18 protein-coding genes and 1 pseudogene are annotated in these 22,224 nt (G+C 40.2%); 10 read left to right on the forward strand and 9 right to left on the reverse strand.

All coding sequences use genetic code 11. From position 1 onward, the window contains the following. Positions 1–328 precede the first annotated feature (328 nt). Positions 329–1,123 (forward strand): 4-hydroxy-2-oxoheptanedioate aldolase, encoded by a 795-nt coding sequence (gene hpaI / locus AY606_RS04980; RefSeq protein WP_067865645.1) that lies wholly within the window; start codon positions 329–331, stop codon positions 1,121–1,123. 83 nt (positions 1,124–1,206) lie between these two features. On the opposite strand, the gene AY606_RS04985 is transcribed toward hpaI, so the two are convergent. The 3 genes from AY606_RS04985 to AY606_RS04995 all read right to left on the reverse strand — a co-directional run bounded on the left by AY606_RS04985 (position 1,207) and on the right by AY606_RS04995 (position 3,145). Continuing rightward, complete coding sequence (locus tag AY606_RS04985) at positions 1,207–1,626, reverse strand: hypothetical protein (protein WP_067865649.1); 420 nt, start codon at positions 1,624–1,626, stop codon at positions 1,207–1,209. Between the two features lie 174 nt (positions 1,627–1,800). Beyond that, positions 1,801–2,520, reverse strand: a complete 720-nt coding sequence (locus AY606_RS04990) for a UDP-2,3-diacylglucosamine diphosphatase (protein WP_067865652.1) — start codon at positions 2,518–2,520, stop codon at positions 1,801–1,803. Positions 2,521–2,635: 115 nt separating this feature from the next. Continuing rightward, positions 2,636–3,145, reverse strand: a complete 510-nt coding sequence (locus tag AY606_RS04995; RefSeq protein WP_067865654.1) for a peptidylprolyl isomerase — start codon at positions 3,143–3,145, stop codon at positions 2,636–2,638. A gap of 166 nt (positions 3,146–3,311) precedes the next feature. Here AY606_RS04995 and AY606_RS05000 point away from each other — a divergent pair, with 166 nt between their 5' ends. Further along, positions 3,312–5,036 (forward strand): glutamine--tRNA ligase/YqeY domain fusion protein, encoded by a 1,725-nt coding sequence (locus AY606_RS05000; protein WP_067865657.1) that lies wholly within the window; start codon positions 3,312–3,314, stop codon positions 5,034–5,036. A 190-nt stretch (positions 5,037–5,226) separates the two neighbouring features. Next, complete coding sequence (locus AY606_RS05005) at positions 5,227–5,676, forward strand: SRPBCC domain-containing protein (RefSeq protein ID WP_067865659.1); 450 nt, start codon at positions 5,227–5,229, stop codon at positions 5,674–5,676. 178 nt (positions 5,677–5,854) lie between these two features. On the opposite strand, the gene AY606_RS05010 is transcribed toward AY606_RS05005, so the two are convergent. Beyond that, positions 5,855–6,391 carry a lecithin retinol acyltransferase family protein gene (locus tag AY606_RS05010; RefSeq protein ID WP_067865662.1) on the reverse strand — a complete coding sequence of 179 codons (537 nt, stop codon included), beginning with the start codon at positions 6,389–6,391 and terminating at the stop codon, positions 5,855–5,857. Between the two features lie 162 nt (positions 6,392–6,553). Here AY606_RS05010 and AY606_RS05015 point away from each other — a divergent pair, with 162 nt between their 5' ends. Beyond that, a complete protein-coding gene (locus tag AY606_RS05015) occupies positions 6,554–7,312 on the forward strand; it encodes a phosphodiester glycosidase family protein (protein WP_067865665.1) in 759 nt (252 codons plus the stop codon). A 169-nt stretch (positions 7,313–7,481) separates the two neighbouring features. On the opposite strand, the gene AY606_RS05020 is transcribed toward AY606_RS05015, so the two are convergent. The 4 genes from AY606_RS05020 to putA form a co-directional block, all read right to left on the reverse strand. Continuing rightward, positions 7,482–8,657, reverse strand: a complete 1,176-nt coding sequence (locus AY606_RS05020) for an outer membrane protein transport protein (protein WP_502692109.1) — start codon at positions 8,655–8,657, stop codon at positions 7,482–7,484. 293 nt (positions 8,658–8,950) lie between these two features. Next, a complete protein-coding gene (locus AY606_RS05025) occupies positions 8,951–9,178 on the reverse strand; it encodes a hypothetical protein (RefSeq protein ID WP_067865671.1) in 228 nt (75 codons plus the stop codon). A gap of 251 nt (positions 9,179–9,429) precedes the next feature. After that, positions 9,430–10,512 (reverse strand): tRNA (uridine(54)-C5)-methyltransferase TrmA, encoded by a 1,083-nt coding sequence (gene trmA, locus AY606_RS05030; protein ID WP_067865674.1) that lies wholly within the window; start codon positions 10,510–10,512, stop codon positions 9,430–9,432. 295 nt (positions 10,513–10,807) lie between these two features. Further along, positions 10,808–14,578, reverse strand: coding sequence for a trifunctional transcriptional regulator/proline dehydrogenase/L-glutamate gamma-semialdehyde dehydrogenase (putA, locus tag AY606_RS05035; protein ID WP_067865677.1), 3,771 nt, complete (start codon positions 14,576–14,578; stop codon positions 10,808–10,810). Positions 14,579–14,696: 118 nt separating this feature from the next. Here putA and AY606_RS05040 point away from each other — a divergent pair, with 118 nt between their 5' ends. Beyond that, complete coding sequence (locus tag AY606_RS05040; protein WP_067865679.1) at positions 14,697–15,188, forward strand: Lrp/AsnC ligand binding domain-containing protein; 492 nt, start codon at positions 14,697–14,699, stop codon at positions 15,186–15,188. A 96-nt stretch (positions 15,189–15,284) separates the two neighbouring features. Here the strand turns inward: AY606_RS05040 and AY606_RS05045 are convergent, their stop codons facing one another. Further along, a complete protein-coding gene (locus tag AY606_RS05045) occupies positions 15,285–15,677 on the reverse strand; it encodes a sodium:solute symporter family transporter (RefSeq protein ID WP_067865682.1) in 393 nt (130 codons plus the stop codon). Between AY606_RS05045 and aspA the strand changes: the two are divergent. The 5 genes and pseudogenes from aspA to AY606_RS05065 form a co-directional block, all read left to right on the forward strand. Further along, positions 15,640–15,829, forward strand: a pseudogene (gene aspA, locus AY606_RS16565) (aspartate ammonia-lyase); the annotation flags it as partial. The gene AY606_RS05045 and the pseudogene aspA overlap by 38 nt on opposite strands. Positions 15,830–16,012: 183 nt before the next feature. Further along, positions 16,013–16,384 (forward strand): hypothetical protein, encoded by a 372-nt coding sequence (locus tag AY606_RS05050; protein WP_067865685.1) that lies wholly within the window; start codon positions 16,013–16,015, stop codon positions 16,382–16,384. A gap of 135 nt (positions 16,385–16,519) precedes the next feature. Then, positions 16,520–19,978 (forward strand): transcription-repair coupling factor, encoded by a 3,459-nt coding sequence (gene mfd, locus AY606_RS05055; RefSeq protein WP_067865688.1) that lies wholly within the window; start codon positions 16,520–16,522, stop codon positions 19,976–19,978. A 233-nt stretch (positions 19,979–20,211) separates the two neighbouring features. Next, positions 20,212–20,646 carry an HIT domain-containing protein gene (locus tag AY606_RS05060; RefSeq protein WP_067865690.1) on the forward strand — a complete coding sequence of 145 codons (435 nt, stop codon included), beginning with the start codon at positions 20,212–20,214 and terminating at the stop codon, positions 20,644–20,646. Between the two features lie 66 nt (positions 20,647–20,712). Next, complete coding sequence (locus AY606_RS05065; RefSeq protein ID WP_067865693.1) at positions 20,713–22,176, forward strand: adenylate/guanylate cyclase domain-containing protein; 1,464 nt, start codon at positions 20,713–20,715, stop codon at positions 22,174–22,176. Positions 22,177–22,224: the final 48 nt, after the last annotated feature.

The raw sequence follows: 22,224 nt of genomic DNA on the forward strand, positions 1-22,224 counted from the left end.
TATAAATTATATTGGTCATTTTACCTGAAGAGCTATCCAAATGGTTCATAACACGTGGATGTCACTATAGACTTTGGCATGATAAAAAAATATGCATAGTAAATAGCTTTCTTCACTTAATTTATTACACTTTATATCAGGCAGTATTGGTATCTTGTTTAGCTTAAGTTTCAAATCTGATCCATGATTTTATAAAACCAGGTATGGGTATTTTCAATAAATTAAGCGTTTTAGCACATCAAGAAATAGGTTTTCGATATTGGTACTTTTAGAAAAATGGCGTTTAATCATTATTAAGTAAAATATAAACCACTCCGAGAGCAGGTGTATGGAATTTAGCAATCACTTTAAAAGAAAACTAAAAACTCAACAGCAAATTGGGTTATGGGTCGGTTTGGCAGATGCTTACGCTACAGAAATTGCAGCCAATGCCGGATACGACTGGTTGCTGATTGATGGCGAACATGCGCCCAGTGATTTAAGAACCACACTTTCCCAATTGCAAAGTATTGCAGCATATCCATCCCAGGCCGTGGTGCGTCCACCCATTGGCAGCGTGCAACTGATTAAACAATTGTTGGATATTGGCGCGCAAACCTTATTGATTCCGATGTTAGAAACGGTTGAACAAGCAGAACTGATGGTGAAAGCAGTGCGTTATCCGCCTGAAGGGATTCGGGGTGTAGGAGCAGCTCTGGCACGTGCAACCCGTTGGAACAGTATTCCGAATTACTATGAGACTGCTCATGAAAATATTTGTCTGTTGATTCAGATTGAATCAGTCACAGGTCTGGAAAACCTGGATGATATTTTAAAGGTGGATGGCATTGATGGTGTGTTTATTGGTGCTGTGGATTTGTCTGCAACCATGGGCTATCAAGGCAATCCAAACCATCCGGATGTGCAAAAGGCAGTGGTGAATGCGATTCAACGTATTCGTGCAGCAGGGAAGGCAGCCGGGATTTTATCCACACAGCATGAAGCCACTCAGCAATATTTGGAACTCGGGACGGAGTTTGTAGCAGTGGGCGTAGATACCAGTGTACTGATGAATTCACTGCGTGAACTTTTGGCCAAATACAAAAATGGGGTAGATGTACCGAAAGTTTCGGATGGCTATTAATCTCAATAATTCTAAATAATAGAGAACAACTGCTTAAGCCAAATAGAAAGCCCCTGATTTTTTATCGAGCAGGGGCTTTTGTATTAGTATGCGTATTTTAAATCAGTATATTCATTCAGAGACATTGCCACATGCTTGTCAATGAATTCACGAATATCGTCGCTAGTCATAGGCTGCCCTTGCTTGGTAATCACGTTTTCCATCGGCGCTTGACCGGCAGCAGTAATTTTATAAACGAAGTTACACAGCACTTTATAATGAGAATCTGCTTTAACCATGCACGTCACGTAGCTATACGCATGTTCAAAATTCAGGTCAGTATGAGAAAAGATAAACTGGTCAAATAATTTCAGCGCTTTACCATCTTGCAGTGCTTTTAATTCATCCACAATATTGCTTTCAAATTGCACAGCATAGCGTTCGGAAATAGGTTTTCCGTCGACTAAAAGTGAAACTTTGTCGTCGTCATGATGGGTCACTGTGATATTGCTAAAATTAGACATGCAGATCTCTAAAATTGAATGAAATGTTATACGCTGATTATGTTTGAATTGATTTACAAATCAAGAAATGATTAGGTAGGTTGATTATATTCAGAATAAATAAACAACGGTCATGAGTAATACGCTGTAAAGGATTTCGCTTTTATACGATCAAAAAGGGATGTGCAATTTAAATTAATAAGTCCAAGTCTTTAATTCTAATGTTTGATAATCCTGTTCTGGATCAATTTCTAAAATTTGTGCTTCGTGTTCGCGCCAGTCGCCTAAAACAATCCGTGATTTACCATGTTCATTATGGATATTAGGGCGGTGGGTATGTCCATGAATCAGTACATCCACTGCTTGAAGGGATTGTTCAACGGCTTGTTGATTCACATCCATAATCTGATAAGACTTCACTTGTTTGGTTTCGGCACTTTTTTTACGGAAACCATTCGCCAGTTTCTGTCTAAAACTCAAAGGCATACTTTTAAGAAAACCTAAAAGTAGCGGATTACGAATAATTTTACGGAATTTCTGGTAGGACACATCATCGGTGCAAAGCAGATCGCCATGTTCAAGACGGATCTGGAGATCACCAATCTTTAAGGTATCCACATCAGGCAACAAAGAGCCATTGAACTGCCTTAAAAAGCCTTGACCCAGCGCAAAGTCGCGGTTGCCGACTTGAAAGTAAACATGATTACCGGCTTGAGTGAATTGTTGTAGAGCAGTGATAACGTCATCTAGCCATGGAGCAGAGTAATCATCCCCAATCCAGGCATTAAACCAGTCACCTAGAATATAAAGCTGCGTGTCTTTATTTTTATAGTGTGCCAATAAATCCAAAAACCCCCGAACGAGTCGAGGGTGTTCAGGTGACAAATGTAAATCGGCGATAAACAGATAGGTCACGTATTTTCCTTAATATTTCCTCTCCAAGTCCATCGAGTGAATAGAGGGACTATGTCTTTAGCCTTATTTCTTAAAGCAGTGCCTTAAAAACTGATTAAAGACGCAGAGGAGGTTTTTATTCAGAAATAATTTTAGCAGATTCAATAACTACATTTTCTAAAGGAACGTCAGCGTGGTGACCACGGTTACCGGTACGAACGCCTTTAATTGCTTCAACCACATCTAAACCTTCAACAACTTTACCAAATACTGCATAACCCCAGCCTTGTGCGGTTTTACCAGTGTGGTTAAGGAAAGAGTTATTTTTCACGTTAATGAAAAATTGCGCAGAAGCAGAATGAGGTGCTTGAGTACGCGCCATTGCGACCGTACCTTCTTCATTGCTTAAACCGTTGTCAGCTTCATTTTCAATAGAATCGCGTGTGGCTTTTTCTTTGAAGTTTTCATCCATGCCACCGCCTTGAACCATGAAGTTTTCAATGACACGGTGAAAAATCACGCCATCATAAAAACCGTCACGTACATACTGAAGAAAGTTAGCCACGGTAATCGGGGCTTTTTCATCGTTAAGTTCAAGGACAATACGTCCTTTATTGGTGTTTAATTCGACTTGAGGAAAACTCATTCTATAATCTCCTGATCATGGACAAAAAAACCCATGGTTTTTTGGTTGAGAGAAGCATAAGCAAACTGTAAACTACAAGGCAAGCAAAAACGTTACTTTCTTTGTTAAAAATTGAGAAAAGCGTTTTAATTATCCTATTTTATCTTATAGAAGTGATTTATCAACTATGAAGCCGAATGATGTTGTTTCATCCCTGCCAAATAACCCGACAACTCAAAATCAATCTGTCGATGCTGCGCAGCAAGAACAACAGCCTGGCTTAGACTTTGTACGCCAAGTGATTACTGACGATCTAGCAGCAGGCCGTACACAACAAGTGGTAACACGTTTCCCGCCAGAACCGAATGGTTATTTACATATTGGTCACGTAAAAGCCATTTGTCTGAATTTTGGGATTGCCCAGGAATTTAATGGCGTGTGCAACCTGCGTTTTGACGATACCAATCCAGATGCAGAAGAACAAGAATATGTAGACGGTATTGCCAATGACGTAAAATGGTTAGGTTTTGAGTGGAATGGTGAACCTCGTTACGCATCGAGTTATTTTGACCAGTTACATGCTTGGGCAATTCAATTGATTCAACAAGGCGATGCTTATGTCGATTTGCAAACGCCTGAAGAAATTAAGTTAAACCGCGGTAATTTCAAAGAGCCGGGTAAAAACTCTCCTTATCGGGAAGCTTCTGTTGAAGATAATTTAGCCAATTTTGAAAAGATGAACAATGGCGGTTTGGGTGAAGGACAAGCCGTACTGCGTGCCAAAATTGATATGGCATCTCCAAACGTACATATGCGTGATCCGATTTTGTATCGTGTACTTCATTCTGAACATCACCAAACCGGTGATAAATGGAAAATGTACCCAATGTACGATTACGCACATCCATTATCAGATGCGATTGAAGGCATTACGCATTCATTGTGTACTTTGGAATTTCAGGATCACCGTCCGTTTTATGACTGGGTGATTGAAAAGGTTAAATCGCCATCTGTTCCGCATCAGTACGAATCTAGCCGTTTAAATGTCGATTACACCATTACCTCGAAACGTAAATTGCGTAAATTGGTTGAAGGCAATCATGTTAATGGCTGGGATGACCCGCGTATGCCAACCGTAGTCGGTATGCGCCGTCGTGGTTTTACCCCTGAAGGTCTGCGTGATTTCTGTAAGCGTGTAGGTGTGTCTAAAGTGGATGGCAGTATTGTTGATGTGGCAATGCTTGAATACTGTATCCGCCAATCTTTAGAAAATACCGCTGCACGTGGTATGGCGGTATTAAATCCATTGAAAGTGACCTTGACCAACTTGCCTGAAGATATGGATTTAACCCATGCACGTCATCCGAACGTAGACATGGGGGATCGCATTATTCCTTTATCTAAAGAAATTTATATTGATCGTAAAGACTTTGAAGAAGTGCCGCCAAAAGGCTTTAAACGTTTGATTCCAGAAGGTGAAGTACGTTTACGTCATGCTTATGTGATTAAATGCGACGAAGTGATTAAAGATGCGCAGGGTGAAGTGGTTGAACTGAAATGTTCAATTGACCCTGAAACCTTAGGTAAAAATCCGGAAGGCCGTAAAGTCAAAGGTGTGGTGCATTGGGTTTCTGCAACCAAAGCTGTGCCTGCTGAGGTTCGCGTTTATGATCGTTTGTTTACTGAAGCTGCTCCGGATGCAGATGACGACTTCTTGGCGCACTTAAACCCGGAATCTTTAACTGTGCTTCAGGCGATGATTGAACCTGCTTTGGCACAAGCTCAAGTTGAAGATCGTTTCCAGTTTGAACGTGAAGGGTACTTCGTGGCAGATCAATATGATCATACAAACGATAAGCCGGTGTTTAACCGTATTTTGGATTTAAAAGATAGCTTTAAGCCAGGTAAATAATTTAATTGTGCTTTAATTTAAAAAGCTCAACTTCGGTTGGGCTTTTTTGTAGCCTCCAAGCAAGAATTGGTTTTAACTGTGTATAGTTTCTTATGTAATCTTATAAAATCCATCCTTTTTTCTGCGCTAAAACCTTTCATCAATGCGAAAGTATAGAGATTATCATTGTAAAAAGATGAGGCTAAGAAAAATGAATAATGTCGTTATCGAGACACAGATGTTAATTCGTAAAGCGGTTGCTGAGGTATTCAATGCCTTTATTGATCCAGAAATTACCAGCAAGTTTTGGTTTACTTCCTCTACGGGACATTTAATGGAAAATAAAAACGTAGATTGGTACTGGGAAAAATATGAGGTGACGACCAGTGTTTTTGTGGAACAGTTGATTAATAATCAATTAATCCAGATCAGGTGGGGTGAACCAAAGTCTACGGTAGATTTCATTTTTGAAAAAATATCCGAAAATGAAACCTTTGTTAGAATCCGTAACTACGAGATTCCTTTAGACGGTTCAGAGCTAATTGCTTTTGTGATTAAACAGACCAATGATTTCACTACACTGTTAGATGGCGCTAAAGCCTATTTGGAATATGGTGCACAACTGAACTTGGTCAATGACAAACTTCCACCCTTTGATTAAAGGCTTTGAGTTTCTCAATATAAGCATCTTATCAACTGAGCAAAATTAAAATTTTCATTGTGCTTTTTTTAGAGCGTTTGCAGTTGAATAACACGAGTTGAGCAGCACATCTCTTCAGTTTTTTACGCCCCTTTGATAGGGGCTTTTTATCTTTTATAGATAGTGGCCCAATTCAAAATTAAGGATTTTTTTCTTCAGGTTGTTTTAATAGTAAGGAGGGCGGCAGACGTTTTTTTGCTTTATCGCGTAATTTTTTCTTGATATATAACACCAAAGCGAAACAGGTGGTGGTGATGGTCAGCAACATGCTATTCATATAACTCATGATTGAGCTGACATAGCCAATGGTGGTCAGGCGGTTCATCATGTGAATGACTTGTGGACTGCTTTCAACACCGGTAATGGCCCAGGTGCACAAATGTTCGCAATTATTAATAATCAGATGATAGTTGTTTTCGTTCATACGAGAACGCATACGCCGTACAACCTTACGGCCCGTAAATTTGGGATTGTTATAGTGTTGAACAATAATGGTTTTGCCAAAACTGAACTTTTCTATGGATGTTATCTCAATCGGACGTTTTTTGAATAAATGTGCAAAACCCGAATAATGAATTACCCGGCCACGCCCTGCATAAATGCCATGATGGGAATAGCCTAAGTGTTTAACAATAAGATGTGTTCCTAAAGGAAACCGGATTTTCTGCTGTTGCATTCCAGACTTAATCAATAAAGTTGTAAATGTATTTTGTTGACGTAGTTTACTGCTTCTTCATAAAAGAATCGACTATTTCACTAAGCTTAAAGATTTTTTTATAAAAACTACAAGCATGGGATAAAATTTCAGCCTAAAGCTGAGTGATTCGGGAAAGGTAAAATGAAGTATCAGTTTTTCTTAAAATATACCGTAATTTTCGCTTTAAATATGGCTTCAGTCAGCCATGCAGAAATTTACGTGGAGCGCTGGCAAAGCAATGCTGTTGATGTAGATGTCGTAAAGATAGAACAGCCTCAAAACTTACGTTTATTTTTAAATGATGCTAAAACCAATCAGCCGCTGCATAAATTTGATGCAGTTCAGAAAAAATTAACGTCTTGTGAAAAGTTATTATTTGCCATGAATGCAGGAATGTATCATTCAGATTATTCTGCTGTCGGTTTATATATAGAAGCATTCCAACAAAAGCATAAATTAAACAGGATAAAACAAAGCTTTGGTAATTTTTATCTTCAGCCGAATGGTGTGCTGGCCTGGAATCAGAATAAAAGCATAATCGCCACCACAGATGACTACGCCAAGATAAAGTTTAATGCAGATTATGCGACGCAATCTGGGCCGATGCTGGTGATTAATGGAAAAATAAATCCGCAATTTTTAGAGCATTCAGACTCATTTAAAATTCGTAATGGCGTGGGGATTAAAGATCAGACGCTCTATTTTGTGATCAGCAATACTGCGGTGAGTTTTTATCAATTTGCACAATTTTTCCAACAACAATTAAAAGTGCAGAATGCATTGTATCTGGATGGCTCAATTTCAAGCGCCTATATCCCACAATTAAAACGTGCAGATTCAGCTTTTAAACTTGGCCCAATGATTGGGTATATTGATGCACAAAGTTGTAAAAAAGACTAAGGTTTTCAAATGTTAAAATGATCTACTTATGTACCTTATAATTTCCACTTTTTTTGCCTCATTCCAGTATTTGGACTAGGTATAAGCATGATTTTTAATTTGTAAATTTACATTTATAGTGAGTTTTGGGTGGATTTTGTACTATTAACTGAATGAGATTATTGATAAGTTAAAAATGATATCCAATTTTTAAACCATAGCCTATAGCATGATTGTCATTGAATTCACCTACTTTCGAAGCTTCTGAAACGCCTGGAAGCGGTAGATTATAAGTTCCATCTTGTACAGTTACATCTCCCAACCAAAAGTATTTAACCTCGCCTGAAATAAAATAATTGGATTGAGGATTGAACTGTAATGCTAAACCCATTCCGTAATATCCTTTAGTTGGATTAAAGATAGAGGCCGGATTGCCTGTACCCGAATCCCAACCAATATCAAAGGCACCCGACCATTGCGGTGTCCATTTTTTTGCCACACCCACTGTCGCGCTCCACTGATCTTTTCGATAGTCATCCAGATTGAATCCATCGCTATAAGCTCCGCCACTCATTGTGGCCGTTGACTGTTGGGATAATGCACTGAATTGGGTGGGGCGAATCACAAAATCTTTCCAGTTGACCCAACGAATACGGGAGTAAAACAAAGTGCTAACCGTAAGACCCGTTTGAAAATCGAGGTTGACGGACTGAGGTGTGGAAATTTTAGTTTTATTTTCATCAGTCAAAAGCAGAGCTGTTCCTAAGACATTTTCGGTGACATTGATTTTGTGATCAATTTTGGAGTGGTAGGTTAATGCAGTTTTTAGTGCTTTTTCAGGCAATTGGTAGGCGAAACCAGCCAGCCAGCCAATGGCCGCATCTTGCTTGAAAATAGCGTTATAGCCATTAAATTCCTGATAAACCAATCCGCGTAGCGAAACATGACCCTTAATAGTCTGAAAAGCGGGTCCTGCATAAAAATTGTAGTTTTTAAAAGGTTGATAACCTAAAACCAGACTAAGGTTTTGGCTATCCACATTGATCTGTGTACCTTGTTGACTAACCGATGGATCAGAAAAACTGCCATTGTCTTTGAGTGGATATTGAAGGTCTGCGCCAAATGGCTGATCGTAAAGGATGCCGAAAGAGAGTTCTGGGGTTAATTGAAGTTTAAGGGCCGCGCTATAGTATTGAAAATTTTGGCTAACATTATTGGTTGAATAGTCATCAACAGCTGAATTGACCAGATCTGGACGTGTACCTAAAGTGTGTCCTGACACTTCAGGATCAGCCGCATTAAGGGAAGCTTCAAAATAATGGCCCACTTCTAGAAAAGGCAACAAGGATTGGCCCGATTGATCCATTGCTGCAGCCATGCTATGGCTTGATATGAGGCTGCATAATATTGCCAGTCTAGGATAATACCGTTCCATATATTTTCCTTTTTATTCGACTCATTTTTTATTTTTAAGGCATTCTTATTTTATTTATTAAAATATTTCAAATATGAGTAAAGCACTTTTAACGACAAGGGAACAGTAATTTTTGGATGAATTCACGGAACTATGTTTCGAAGTATTAAAATCTAAAAATGAACAGTTTTGACAGGCAAATAAAAAGGCATTTAGTGAACTAAATGCCTTTGAATTAGACTCTACTATTGGAGGGGTAGATGCTGTAATTCGTTTAACTCTTTACGGCTATAACCTCGTGAAGCTAACACCTTTTTAATTCCAATGATGACATCCTCATCTGTTGCCTTTGCTAAAGCTTGGATCAGTTGTTCATTCGATTTACAAGAGTAATCATTTTCGACACACGAGATTTGATTCTTGTGTTCGTTTTGCTGTTGATTAGCGGAAAACAGCTTTTGCCAAAAACTCATAGAGCCTTCTTATGCCACTTAACATAGTTCGAAATATATCCAATTCCCTAAATAATACAAGCCTATGTCAGTGATAAAAGCAGCAATTGAACTTTAAATTTTCCGATGATATGGGGCAAGTTTAACGATATTATGAGATTTACTATTTGGAATTGCTTATATTCTATTGATTTTAATATAAATAAAAATGAAGCTCCAGCGAACTTCATTTAAATAACCACATATATAAACTTAACAATGAAATAAATTGTTTAAATCTTTTCCAGTAATACACCGGATTCTACATGGTGGGTATAGGGGAACTGGTCAAACATGGCAAATTTGGTCACTTTATGCGTGGTTGATAAGGTCTTTAAGTTATCTTCTAGAGTGTCAGGATTACATGAAATATAAATGATACGTTCGAAGCGTTGAATCAGTTTTAAGGTTTCATCATCAATACCTGCGCGCGGAGGATCAACAAATACCGTGTCAAAATCATAGCTGGATATATCAATCTCGGCTTCCTGCAGACGGCGGAATTCACGTTCACCATTATAGGCTTGGGTGAAATCTTCAGCAGATAGACGCGCAACCTGAATATTGTCAATCTGGTTCTGTTCAATATTCCACTGCGCCGCATAAACAGATGATTTAGCCAGTTCAGTGGCCAGTACGCGATTGAACTTGGTTGATAGTGGCAGGGTGAAGTTACCATTACCACAGTATAGTTCAAGTAAGTCTTTGTCCGACTGTTCTGCAGCATTACATGCCCATTCCAGCATCTTTTGGCATACTTGTGCATTGGGCTGGGTAAAGCTGCTTTCAATTTGCTTGTATTGATAGGTCCGATCGAATACTTGCAGTTTTTCAACCACAAACTCATCGCTTAATACCACTTTTTGACCGCGGCTACGACCAATCAGTTTGATATTCAGTTTTTCAGCCAGTTGTTTGGCCAAGGTTTCCCATTCGGCATCCAGCGGGCAACGATAAATCATTGACACCAGCATTTCGCCTTTTAAAGTCGTCAGAAAATGAACTTCAAATAGGCGTTTAGACAATACCGGATTGCTTTTCAGTTCTTGCAGCAAAATCGGCATCAATTGATTAATGCTCTGATCTGCAATCGGGAATTCGTCAATGCGAATCACTTGTTTTTGGTTATCTTCACTGCGTTCAAACATCGCATAAAACATATCGTCGTCAGTATGCCAAATACGGAATTCTGCGCGCATACGGAAGTTTTGTTCAGGCGACGGAAATACGTCTAAAGAAGGAGGATTAAACTCGGCAAATTGAGCAGAAATACGTGCAATCTTGGCATCAAGTTGTAACTGATAAGCTGAAGTCATATGCAGTAAAAATCACGAACACATTGAAAACAGGGATGGTAACAAAGTTTGCATAAGATGACTAAACTTATTGCCCATTCTGCGGCAGAAATATCGTTTCAACCAAAATTTTGGCTAGATATAGAGAGTACTTATTAATGATGATGATTTTAAGCTTAAGGTATAAATTGATTTAAAAATCAGTAAATTAATAGATGGTTATGAAAAACAAGCCAAGTCAACCTGACCAAGGAACGGTCGACTTACTAAAGAGGAAAAACATGAGAGTTATAGAATTAAGCTTTTAAATTTAGCCTTAAATTAAGGTCATCAGGCTGGTATTACCTCCTGCTGCAGCGGTATTGATACTGATCGCGCGCTCAATCACCAATCGTTCTAAAGGAATATCATAATCGAGCGGCTGCAAATGCGTGATACCGATAATCGCACCTGGGCGAGAAGCAATCTGATGTTGCAACTTTTGCAGTTGGGCTTTGGTGGCGTGATGTAGTATTGCCTCAAAATCATCGGTTTCAATATGTTGAATAAAAATAAAACGATCTGCAATTTCTTTTGGCATGTTAGAAAGATATTTGAGCACAAAGGTATTTTTAGCCAGAACGACAGGCTGACTGCCGACTGCAAAAATTGCCGCCAATTGCTGAATCTGATCCTGTTCCAGATCCGCTAAAGAAAGTACCCGTTTTCTGGGGAGTACGACATATTGATTACTTTCACCAGTGGGGCCTTGCAAGTCATAATGATGACCTGAGCAGAAAGCGGGGCACGGTGTAAGTTGATATTGAGGAAAGTTTTTCTCAGCCCAGCGATAAAACAGTTCATATAAAGGCTGATGCGCTGGTTGTGTTTCAAGAGATTGAGTTGCAAAAGGAGTTGCCAGTTTTTTAGCAGAGCAGTGTTGCATCAAACGGTACAGATAAATAGGACCGCCCGCTTTAGGACCTGTACCGGATAAACCTTCACCGCCAAAGGGCTGAACGCCGACCACAGCCCCGACAATATTGCGATTGATGTATAAGTTGCCGACTTCTGCATGTGCAATCACGGTTTGAATGGTTTCATCAATACGGGTATGCAGCCCCATGGTGAGGCCATAACCTTTGGCATTAATCTGTTCAATGAGCTGTTCCAGCTGCCCGTATTTATAGCGAATCACATGCAACACAGGACCAAACACTTCACGCTGCAAATCGTCCAGATTTGGTAATTCAATCAGCGTCGGGGGAATAAAAGTGCCTTCGGTTAAAGCTTGATCCTGTGCAGGATTTAACATGAACTGATGAACGGGATGACCTTTGCTGCGCATCTGATCAATATGCTTTTGAATATTGCTTTGCGCTTCTATATCAATCACAGGGCCGATATCGGTTTTTAACAGGAACGGATTACCAACATACAGTTGTTGCATGGCGCCTTTCAGCATATTAATGACGCTATCTGCATTATCTTCTTGTACACAGAGCACACGTAAGGCAGAACAACGTTGGCCGGCACTGTCATAAGCCGAACTTAGCACATCTAGAATCACTTGTTCGGTTAGTGCGGATGAATCGACAATCATGGCATTTTGACCACCCGTTTCCGCAATCAGTGGAATGGGCTGACCAGATTGACTCAGTCTGTGCGCAAGGGTCTTGTGTAAAATTTTGGCCACATCGGTTGAACCGGTAAACATGATCCCCTGAATACGCGTATCCCCACTTAATTGCGCACCGACGGTTTCACCGTGGCCGGGAAGCAGTTGCAAAACATCTTGAGGAATACCTGCTTGCCAAAAGATTTGAATCGCTTGCGTGGCAATCAGCGGTGTCTGTTCAGCCGGTTTTGCAAGTACGGTATTTCCGGCGACCAGTGCTGCTGCAATCTGTCCGGTGAAAATAGCCAATGGGAAATTCCATGGACTGATACATAACATGGGGCCGAGTGGTTGAATCAATGTATTTTGATCCAGATCGATCATTTGCGCAGCGTAATAACGCAGGAAGTCGATGGCCTCACGAACTTCTGCAATGGCATTGGCATAGGTTTTACCGCTTTCACGGCACAGTAAAATCATCAATTCCTGCAAACGCGATTGCATGATGTCTGCAGCGCGTTGCAAACAAGCGGCACGTATATTTTTCGGCGTATTTGTCCATTCAGCTTGAGTATTGACTGCATTATCCAATGCCAGATTGACTTGTATAGCAGTTGCTTCTTGTACATGGCCGACAACATCGGAGTGATTGGCAGGATTTAAAATGGTAATGAGTTCCGAATTATCATCAGTCAGACTATCTTCGCTCCTGAGGTTTTTACCCAAAGCCTGAGCTTGCCATTGTTGCTGACTGAAATCTTGTGCAGTTTGATTCAGCGACATTAACTCCTGATCATTGGCTAAATCCAGACCGGTCGAGTTTGAGCGAGTATCGCCGTATAAATCAGGTGCGAGGGGAATCGCGGGATGCTTTTGCCCAATCTGTGATTCTTTGGTAACATTTTTCAAAATTACTGAGTGTGGATTTTCAATCAGATCTTCAATTATTAAGGATTTATCTGCAATACGGTTCACGAAAGAGGTATTGGCGCCATTTTCCAGTAAACGTCGTACCAGATACGCCAGTAACGTTTCATGATTGCCGACCGGTGCGTAAATACGACAAGGCACGCCCAGTTTGTTATCCATTTTATCGCCCACCACTTGCTCATATAGGGGTTCGCCCATGCCATGCAGACACTGGAATTCATACTGACCGCTGTAATATTGGTGTGGATTGGCCAGATGGTAAATCGTGGCCAGCGTTTGGGCATTGTGCGTCGCAAACTGCGGATAAATCTGCTGTGGGGCAGCCAGGAGTTTTTTGGCACAGGCAATATAGGATAAATCAGTATGTACTTTACGGGTAAATACCGGATAGTCGCTCATGCCATCAATCTGGGCTTTCTTGATTTCACTATCCCAGTAAGCACCTTTGACCAGACGAATCATCAAGCGTTTTTGACTGCGTTTTGCTAAATCCACTATGTAATCAACGACATTGAAACAGCGTTTTTGATAGGCCTGAATCACAAAGCCGATCCCTTTCCAGTCGGCAAGACTAGGCTCAAAACACAGACGCTCTAATAGTGCTAAAGAAATTTCCAGACGTTCAGATTCTTCTGCATCAATGTTTAGACCGATATTGTAGCGTTTCGCCAGTTCTGCCAATTGCAGTACTTTTGGATACAGCTCCTCATGCACACGCTCAACCTGTGCACGTTGATAGCGCGGATGCAGGGCAGACAGCTTGATCGAAATGCCAGGGCCGTCATAAACATCTTTGTCTGGTGAAGCTTGACCGATGGCATGAATTGCATGGCTATAATCTTGATAATAACGTTCAGCATCATGTTCTGTGAGTGCCGCTTCACCGAGCATGTCATAGGAATATCGGAAACCTTTGTCTTCTAGAGGTTCAGCATGTTCTAGAGCTTCTTGAATGGTTTCACCAGTAACGAACTGTTCACCCATCATCCGCATTGCTACATCTACCGCTTTACGGATAATAGCGCGACCGCTACGTGCTAACAGCCCGGTCAGTACGCTGGATAAACTTTTTTGTTTTGGCGTTTTCATCAGTTTTCCTGTCAGCATCAGACCCCAAGCCGCAGCGTTGACAAATATCAAGCTACTTTGTCCGACATGTTCTTTCCAGTTGCCCTGATTGATTTTGTCGCGAATCAACAGGTCACGGGTGGCGCTGTCCGGAATACGAAGCAAGGCTTCTGCCAGACACATCAGGGCTATGCCTTCTTGAGAAGATAATGAAAATTCTTGCAATAAACCCTGAACGATCCCCGCTTTACCATTCGAGCTTTTACGTTCACGCAATGTATGGGTCAGGTTAAATGCAAGATCATAAATACGCTGATTCAGTTGTTCAGAAATCTGGCTATGTTCAAGCAGATTTTCAACACACTCGGGTTCAGCACGGCGCCAGGCAGTATTAACCTCAACTGCATAATTATTCTTTTCTTTGAACTCAGTAATATATTCAAAGTGAGGTTTCGCCGGATTGATGCGGGTTTCTGTATCCATCATATTCATGCCAACGTCCTGTGACTGCCAATTTTTTGTTGAGTCAAATACCGTATATAATTTATGATTACAGAAAGGATGCCGAATAACTCACTATAATTTTTATTTATTTTAGAGAATAATTCAGATGACGAGCCCGATTTTCACATTAGACAGAACGGATATTAAAATTTTAGATATTCTGCAAAATGATGGACGGATTTCAAATATCAAACTGGCTGACGCAGTGAATTTGTCAGCCACTGCAGCACTGGCACGGGTGCAGAAATTAGCCAAAGACGGTTTTATTTTGGGCTATGAAGCCAAGCTGAACCCTGACATGCTAAATGCCAGTTTTGTAGTTTTTGTGGAAATTTTACTGGATAAAACCACACGCAATGTATTGGAAGAATTTTCCGATGCGATCATGCAATATCCTGAAATTGTAGAATGCCATATGATCAGTGGCAGTTTCGATTTTGTGGTGAAAATTCGCTGTGCCAATATGGAAGAGTTCCGCAGAATTTCAGGACAGGTGCTCTGGCAATTGCCGGGGGTAAAAGAAACACGAAGCTATCCGGTAATGGAAGTGATTAAAGAAAGCTCGAAAATTCATCTTAAAAATAAAGGACAAAAATAGAAGCAATAAAAAGGAGCTTAGGCCCTTTGTCTTCCAGTAAAATTCAAGTAAAAATCAGCTGGGTTTTAGTAGGGATTTTTAGCTTAGGCAGGTATTTCATTTTTTAACGCTGTCATTTCCTTTTATACAAATCATATACCTGTTCAAAACCTTGCAATACTTCCTGAGAAGGCATTTTTCAAGCAAGCTCACTACAACAATGCTCGCAAATGAAAGAATGAAGCCCGGAATAATTTCATACAGTTCCGTACTGGCCAGGATCTTTTTCCATAAAATGATTGTCACAGCCCCAATAATAATACCCGCAATCACGCCATTTAAAGTCTTACGTTTCCAGAACAAAGACAAGATAATCAAGGGGTCGAAAGCAGCACCGAAACCAGTCCATGCATAAGCCACCAAAGCTAAAACTTTACTGCCCGGGTTGTCAGTAAGTGCATTGGCAAGAACCGCAATTAATGAATCGATTGAATGGCTGACACAAGCCATTTCGAGTTTGGATTACAAAATGTATTCAGGGCATTCAAGCCAATGAGCAGGTGTGTTATGATGCAGTAATGCGAAGTGTAGCTATTGTGACTTTACTCGATCCAATTTTAGGACATGTCAAATGTGATGAAATTGGCAAGCCATGTATTGCGTAAAACAAAATCATTCAACAGATTGTATTGGAGCAGGCATTACTGACCCAAGAACAGTGAGATGAAATTTTACCTTTAGTCATCTGGTTTCAGAAGTGATTGCACAACTTTTATGAAAAATAATGCTGAATATAAAGCAGCGCAGGTTTAAAATAGTTAGGATTTTTAATCATTGTAATGCTTATGTTGAATAAACTCGCTGGACTATTTACAGGTTCAAGACTGTTTAAAAGTTCCAAGCCATCTGCTGAACAACTTTTTCTAGAAGAAAATAATATCCTGTTCCATCCAGAACAGGGCTATATCGTCGATGGTGTTGTGGTTAATGAACTGTCAGAACGGCTGTCGTATTTCTCCAATCGAAAATTAGCCCAGTTTGACGATTTAAAAGCCTTATATTTCGCTGCCATGATTATCAATGAAAAAATTGATCTGGAAATTGCCAGTCAACGCTTCGTGGCGCGTTTAGGCAACACCGAAGAAAACCTGTTGCAGTTAAAGCAAATCATTCAAAAGCTGAATGACTATTACCGCAATTTCTTACGCGAAAAATGATTGGGAAATAGGCATTGAAGACATGCTATCTCAAAGGATTTAGATAGAAAAAGGACTTGCATATAAAAATAACTCAACCGAGAAAAAACCCATGCTAATATACTGCTCATGTCATTTAGACCAAAAGCTATATACATGTTCCAACAAGAAATTTCCCAATTAAATCTGCAGCAATTAAAAGCAGGTGAAAAACGCTGGGTCGGTAATTTACAAGGCTCATCTGCAGCTTTACTGTTTAAAGAAATTGCCGCGCAAAATAAGCAATTGTTCATTATTGTTGCCAAAAATAATCAGCACCTGGGTCAGTTGGAAAGTGAATTAGAGTTTTATGGCATAAAACCGACCATTTTCCCGGATTGGGAAATTTTGCCTTATGACCGTTTATCTCCGCATCAGGATATCGTATCAGAGCGTCTTTCCATTTTATCGAATATGCCAAAGCAGGGCGTATTGCTTCTATCTGCCTCTACGCTTGTACAACGAGTTGCGCCAACCTCTTGGGTGTTGGGTGAGCATTTTGATATTAAAGTGGGTCAAAAGTTTGAACTGGAACAACAAAAACTGCGCTTGATTCAAGCGGGTTATCATCTGGTGGATACCGTTTATGATCATGGGGAATTTGCGGTACGTGGCAGCATTATGGACATTTATGCATCCGGGCAAAATTCGCCGATCCGCATTGATTTGTTTGACGATGAAATTGAAAGCTTAAAGTTCTTTGATCCTGAAACGCAAAGAACTACGCAAAATTTACAACAGTTTTCGGTATTGCCTGCCAAAGAATTTCCCCTTAAAGAAGGGCGTGCGACTTTCCGTGACCGTTATGCAGAAAGTTTTCCGAATGCAAATCCGAAGAAAAATCCAGTTTATCAGGATGTCCTGGAAGGCATTGCTTCTCCAGGCTTGGAATTTTATTTTCCTTTATTCTTTAACAAAGAAGCGATGCAAACCCAAAGCACTCTGATGGCGTACTTACCAAGGAATGGCATTGTCATTACAGACAAGCATATTGATGAAAGTTTAACCAGTTTTTGGAAAGATGTGGTTCGACGCTATGAAGACCGTCGCCATAATGTTGATCATCCTATTTTGCCGCCAGAAGAAATATTCCTGCAACCGAATCAGGTTTTGGAACAACTGAATCACTTTGCCAGAATCATTGCATCTTCAGAAGAGTTTGTAGATAAAACCGGGGTACTTAATCTTAATACCGAATTGCCGCCACGTTTACCGGTCGATCCGAAACAGGAAAAGCCTTTCTCGGCGGTTAAAAAATATATTGATGCTGCCAATCATCCGGTACTTTTAGTTGCTGAAAGTGCAGGTCGCCGTGAAACCTTAAAAGATGCTCTGCGGGCAGCTTTGGGTGATATTCCTAATGTAGAAAATTTTGCAGAGTTTAGAAAATCACTTCATGCTATCGCCATTACCAGTGCGCCACTTGATCGTGGTTTGGTAATTCCTGATCACCTTACCGTGATTTCTGAAAATCAGCTCTATGAACATCGGGTAGTCCAGCGCCGTCGTAAACGCCAGCAAGAAGTTTCGGAAGAGTTTTTAATCCGCAGTTTAACGGAGCTGAGTATTGGTGCACCGGTGGTGCATATCGATTATGGCGTGGGGCGTTATGCGGGTTTGGTCAAGTTAAGTATTGATGAGCAAGATCATGAATTTTTACAGCTGGATTATGCCGATGCTGCCAAAGTATATGTTCCAGTCACTAACTTACATTTAATCAGCCGTTATAGTGGCGGTGATCCCGATTTAGCGCCATTACATAAATTAGGGACCGATGCCTGGAACAAGGCAAAACGTAAGGCTTTGGAACAGATTCATGATGTCGCCGCTGAACTGTTGCATATTCAGGCGCGTCGTCAGGCAAAACCTGGGTTTAGTTTTGAACTTGAGCAAAGCCCGTATATGCAATTTGCCAGTGGCTTTGCTTATGAGGAAACTCTAGATCAAGCCAATGCAATTGAAGCAACCCTGCATGATATGCAACTGGCCAAACCGATGGATCGTCTGGTCTGTGGTGATGTTGGTTTCGGTAAGACCGAAGTCGCGATGCGAGCCGCATTTTTAGCGGTGCAAAACAATAAACAAGTCGCTGTTTTAGTGCCGACGACCTTGTTGGCGCAGCAGCATTATGAATCCTTTAGAGACCGTTTTGCCGATTGGCCGATTCAGATTGAAGTAATGTCCCGTTTTGGTTCTAATAAAACGCATGTTAAAACGGCTGAAGATTTGGCCAATGGTAAAGTAGATATTGTGATTGGAACACATAAAATCTTGCAGGAAAGTATCCAGTTTAAAAACTTGGGCTTGATGATTGTCGATGAAGAGCATCGCTTTGGGGTCCGCGATAAAGAACGCATTAAAGCCATGCGCGCCGATGTCGATATGCTAACCCTGACTGCGACACCAATTCCGCGTACCTTAAATATGGCCTTTAGCGGTATGCGTGATTTATCTATTATTGCCACGCCACCAGCACGCCGTTTAGCAGTCAAAACCTTTGTGCAAGAACACACCACTGAATCGATTAAAGAAGCGATTCTGCGTGAATTACTTCGTGGTGGTCAGGTTTATTTTTTACATAATGAAGTCGATAGCATTGAACGCGCAGCACAAAGTATTCGTGAATTGGTGCCTGAGGCACGAGTGGCGGTTGCGCACGGTCAAATGCGTGAGCGTGAACTGGAGCAGGTGATGCAGCAGTTCTATCATAAAGAATACAATGTCTTGGTGTGCTCAACGATTATTGAAACGGGTATTGATGTTCCAAATGCCAACACCATTTTGATTGAACGTGCAGACAAGTTGGGTCTCGCGCAGTTACATCAATTGCGAGGACGTGTCGGGCGTTCGCACCATCAAGCCTATGCCTATTTATTGGTACCTTCAATTAAAGGCTTGAAAGGTGATGCAGAAAAACGTCTGGATGCCATCCAGCGTGCATCGAATTTAGGTGCAGGTTTTATGCTTGCCACGGAGGACTTAGAAATTCGTGGTGCAGGTGAATTACTCGGTGAACAACAAAGTGGTTCAATGCATGCGATCGGTTATAGCCTGTATATGGAAATGCTGGAAAAGGCGACCAAAGCTATTCAAAAAGGCAAAACCCCCAATTTTGATGCACCGTTATCATTAACGGCTGAAATTAATCTGCATATGCCTGCATTGATTCCAGACGAGTATTTAGGTGATGTACACCAGCGTCTGATGTTTTATAAACGTATCAGTAATACCGATAGTCAGGAAAAACTCGATAATATCCGGATGGAATTGATTGATCGTTTTGGAGTGCCACCCGAACCTGTGAAGCAATTATTTGCCGTGCATCAACTTCGCTTAAAAGCCGAGCAGTTGGGAATTACCAAGGTTGATATCAGTTCAAAAGGCGGTCATATCGAGTTTTCACCCGATACTCCGGTTCAAGCTATGAGCATTATTCAAATGATGCAAAAACATCCGACTTTTTTCCGTATGGATGGTGGTCAACGGTTAAAAATCATGGTGATGCTAGAAGATTATCAAAAAAGAATTCAGTTTATTTCTGATTTGCTGGCAAGTTTGTTAAAAGAAATTCACTGATCAGAAAGTAAGTGTTTAAATAATGTGCATTCACAGCTTCATTTTCTCATGATTTAAGTTTTATCGCAAAGAAACACTTGAATTTTTAAAGAAATTTATTAAATTTATGAGCCTATAAATGTTCTATGCAAATAGTGAGTTATTTGTAATGAAACACATTGCATAGAATATTCACGTCTCATTGGATGTGATAGTATTAGCCATCATTCTAATTTTGCATAATTTATAAAGATATGTTTAGTTTGCATCCACAACTTGCTCAAGACACTTTTTTTGTAGGCGACTTTCCACTGTCAACATGTCGTTTAATGAATGATATGCAATTTCCGTGGCTCATATTAATTCCGCGTGTACCGGGTATTAGCGAATTATATGAATTAAGTCAGGCCGACCAAGAACAATTCCTACGCGAATCTAGCTGGTTATCAAGCCAATTGGCGCGTGTATTCCGTGCAGACAAAATGAATGTTGCTGCTTTAGGAAATATGGTTCCACAATTACATTTTCACCATGTCGTGCGTTACCAAAATGACGTGGCTTGGCCAAAACCAGTTTGGGGCACACCTGCTGTTCCGTATAGCAACGAAGTCCTTGCACATATGCGTCAAACTTTAATGCTTGCACTTCGCGGTCAGGGTGATATGCCATTTGACTGGCGTATGGACTAATTCAAAGCAATTTAAAAAACTAGACAGGGAGTGTTTAGTGGGAATACTGGGACCAGGAGCGATTGAGTGCCATTAGACGACTGGGTTAGAAAAGAGCCGAGACAATTTGAATATTTTCATCGTTTGATGGGATATATCATGTTGGCTTTACTCATCATTGTCTATCATTACACATCTTCTGATACGCAATATCAGATCTATGTTCCTGTATTCTTGATTTTTATCTTGTTGATAACCCCGAAGTTATCCAATGGGTTACTGTACCGTTATAATTCAAAAATAAAACGCAGTCTGTTCTTTCTAATTGATGTTGTTGTTATTTCAGTTATTTTATCTGCCATTCATTTAAACCTTGTACTGACTTTTCTTTCACTTTTTGCACTTCTGTATACTGCAATCAGTAATAAAATTTCATTTCTCATGGTGTCATTGGCGAGCTTGATTGGAGTCGCAATTTTTTATCTGTGCAATATTTTTATTTTTGGTTTTGGTGAGTATTTTGAACAGACTACAGGTGAATTAACTGTTCTGGGTTTCATTTGTCTCATTACTTATTTTGGTGTAGGAAGTTTTTACCAACGTAGTCAAATCCAGCATATTACAGATCGTAAAGCTTATTATTATGAGCAAATGAATCGGTATATGGAGTTTGCCAATCAACTCAGCCGTTATGCACCGGTACAATTGTGGCAATCGATTATGAAAGGTGAGTCGGAAGCCAAAATTGAATATAAACGAAAAAAAATGACCATTTTCTTTTCAGATATTCAAGGTTTTACTGAGCTCTCTGAAACCCTTATCCCGGATGACTTGGCATTCTTGCTAAATGACTATTTAAGTCATATGACAGAAATTGCGAAACAGTATGAAGCCACTGTTGATAAGTTTATGGGGGATGCGATTTTAATTTTCTTTGGTGATCCTATTTCTCAAGGTGTTGAGCAAGATGCAAAAACTTGTTTAGACATGGCAATTGAGATGCGTCAGCAAATGAAACTGTTAAGAGAGCGATGGATTAAAATGGGCTATCCAGCGTTACATATTCGTATGGGGATCAGTACCGGATACTGTCACGTTGGGAATTATGGCGCAGCTCATCGCATGGCATATACCATTGTTGGACGTGATGCAAATTTAGCTGCACGGTTACAAAGTGCGGCAGCAGTGGATGAAATTTTAGTTTCCGATGATACCTATAATTTGATTAAAAATGATTATTTGTGTGCGCCTAAAGCACCGATTGAGCTTAAAGGTATTCAAGGACCAGTGAACACTTGGCAAGTGATGGAAAAATATACGTCGCGTAAATCGGATTATCAGCGCTGGTTTGATTATGAGTATAAGGGCTTTCATTTATTGCTGAATCTGGATGAAGTTCAAAATTATGAATATCCAGAATTACTCAATGTTCTTGAAAAAATGATCAAGCGTATACAAAAACAGCAAAAAATGACCAATTCTCAAGGTATTGTCAAACTGAATCTAGAAGATGAAATCATCGAAGATCAGAAAGATGAACAATATCACTAGACATTATTGCTCTAGAATAAAATATTAAAAAACCACGCTTAGCGTGGT

Source organism: Acinetobacter sp. SFB, assembly GCF_001647545.1.
Lineage (GTDB): Bacteria > Pseudomonadota > Gammaproteobacteria > Pseudomonadales > Moraxellaceae > Acinetobacter.

Excerpts from the sequence above, each read along its gene's own strand:
- hpaI (WP_067865645.1), top strand. The coding sequence starts at position 329 with ATGGAATTTAGCAATCACTTTAAAAGAAAACTAAAAACTCAACAGCAA.
- AY606_RS04985 (WP_067865649.1), bottom strand. The coding sequence starts at position 1,626 with ATGTCTAATTTTAGCAATATCACAGTGACCCATCATGACGACGACAAA.
- AY606_RS04995 (WP_067865654.1), bottom strand. The coding sequence starts at position 3,145 with ATGAGTTTTCCTCAAGTCGAATTAAACACCAATAAAGGACGTATTGTC.
- AY606_RS05000 (WP_067865657.1), top strand. The coding sequence starts at position 3,312 with ATGAAGCCGAATGATGTTGTTTCATCCCTGCCAAATAACCCGACAACT.
- AY606_RS05005 (WP_067865659.1), top strand. The coding sequence starts at position 5,227 with ATGAATAATGTCGTTATCGAGACACAGATGTTAATTCGTAAAGCGGTT.
- AY606_RS05010 (WP_067865662.1), bottom strand. The coding sequence starts at position 6,391 with ATGCAACAGCAGAAAATCCGGTTTCCTTTAGGAACACATCTTATTGTT.
- AY606_RS05015 (WP_067865665.1), top strand. The coding sequence starts at position 6,554 with ATGAAGTATCAGTTTTTCTTAAAATATACCGTAATTTTCGCTTTAAAT.
- AY606_RS05020 (WP_502692109.1), bottom strand. The coding sequence starts at position 8,657 with ATGGATCAATCGGGCCAATCCTTGTTGCCTTTTCTAGAAGTGGGCCAT.
- AY606_RS05025 (WP_067865671.1), bottom strand. The coding sequence starts at position 9,178 with ATGAGTTTTTGGCAAAAGCTGTTTTCCGCTAATCAACAGCAAAACGAA.
- trmA (WP_067865674.1), bottom strand. The coding sequence starts at position 10,512 with ATGACTTCAGCTTATCAGTTACAACTTGATGCCAAGATTGCACGTATT.
- putA (WP_067865677.1), bottom strand. The coding sequence starts at position 14,578 with ATGAATATGATGGATACAGAAACCCGCATCAATCCGGCGAAACCTCAC.
- AY606_RS05040 (WP_067865679.1), top strand. The coding sequence starts at position 14,697 with ATGACGAGCCCGATTTTCACATTAGACAGAACGGATATTAAAATTTTA.
- AY606_RS05045 (WP_067865682.1), bottom strand. The coding sequence starts at position 15,677 with ATGGCTTGTGTCAGCCATTCAATCGATTCATTAATTGCGGTTCTTGCC.
- AY606_RS05050 (WP_067865685.1), top strand. The coding sequence starts at position 16,013 with ATGTTGAATAAACTCGCTGGACTATTTACAGGTTCAAGACTGTTTAAA.
- mfd (WP_067865688.1), top strand. The coding sequence starts at position 16,520 with ATGTTCCAACAAGAAATTTCCCAATTAAATCTGCAGCAATTAAAAGCA.
- AY606_RS05060 (WP_067865690.1), top strand. The coding sequence starts at position 20,212 with ATGTTTAGTTTGCATCCACAACTTGCTCAAGACACTTTTTTTGTAGGC.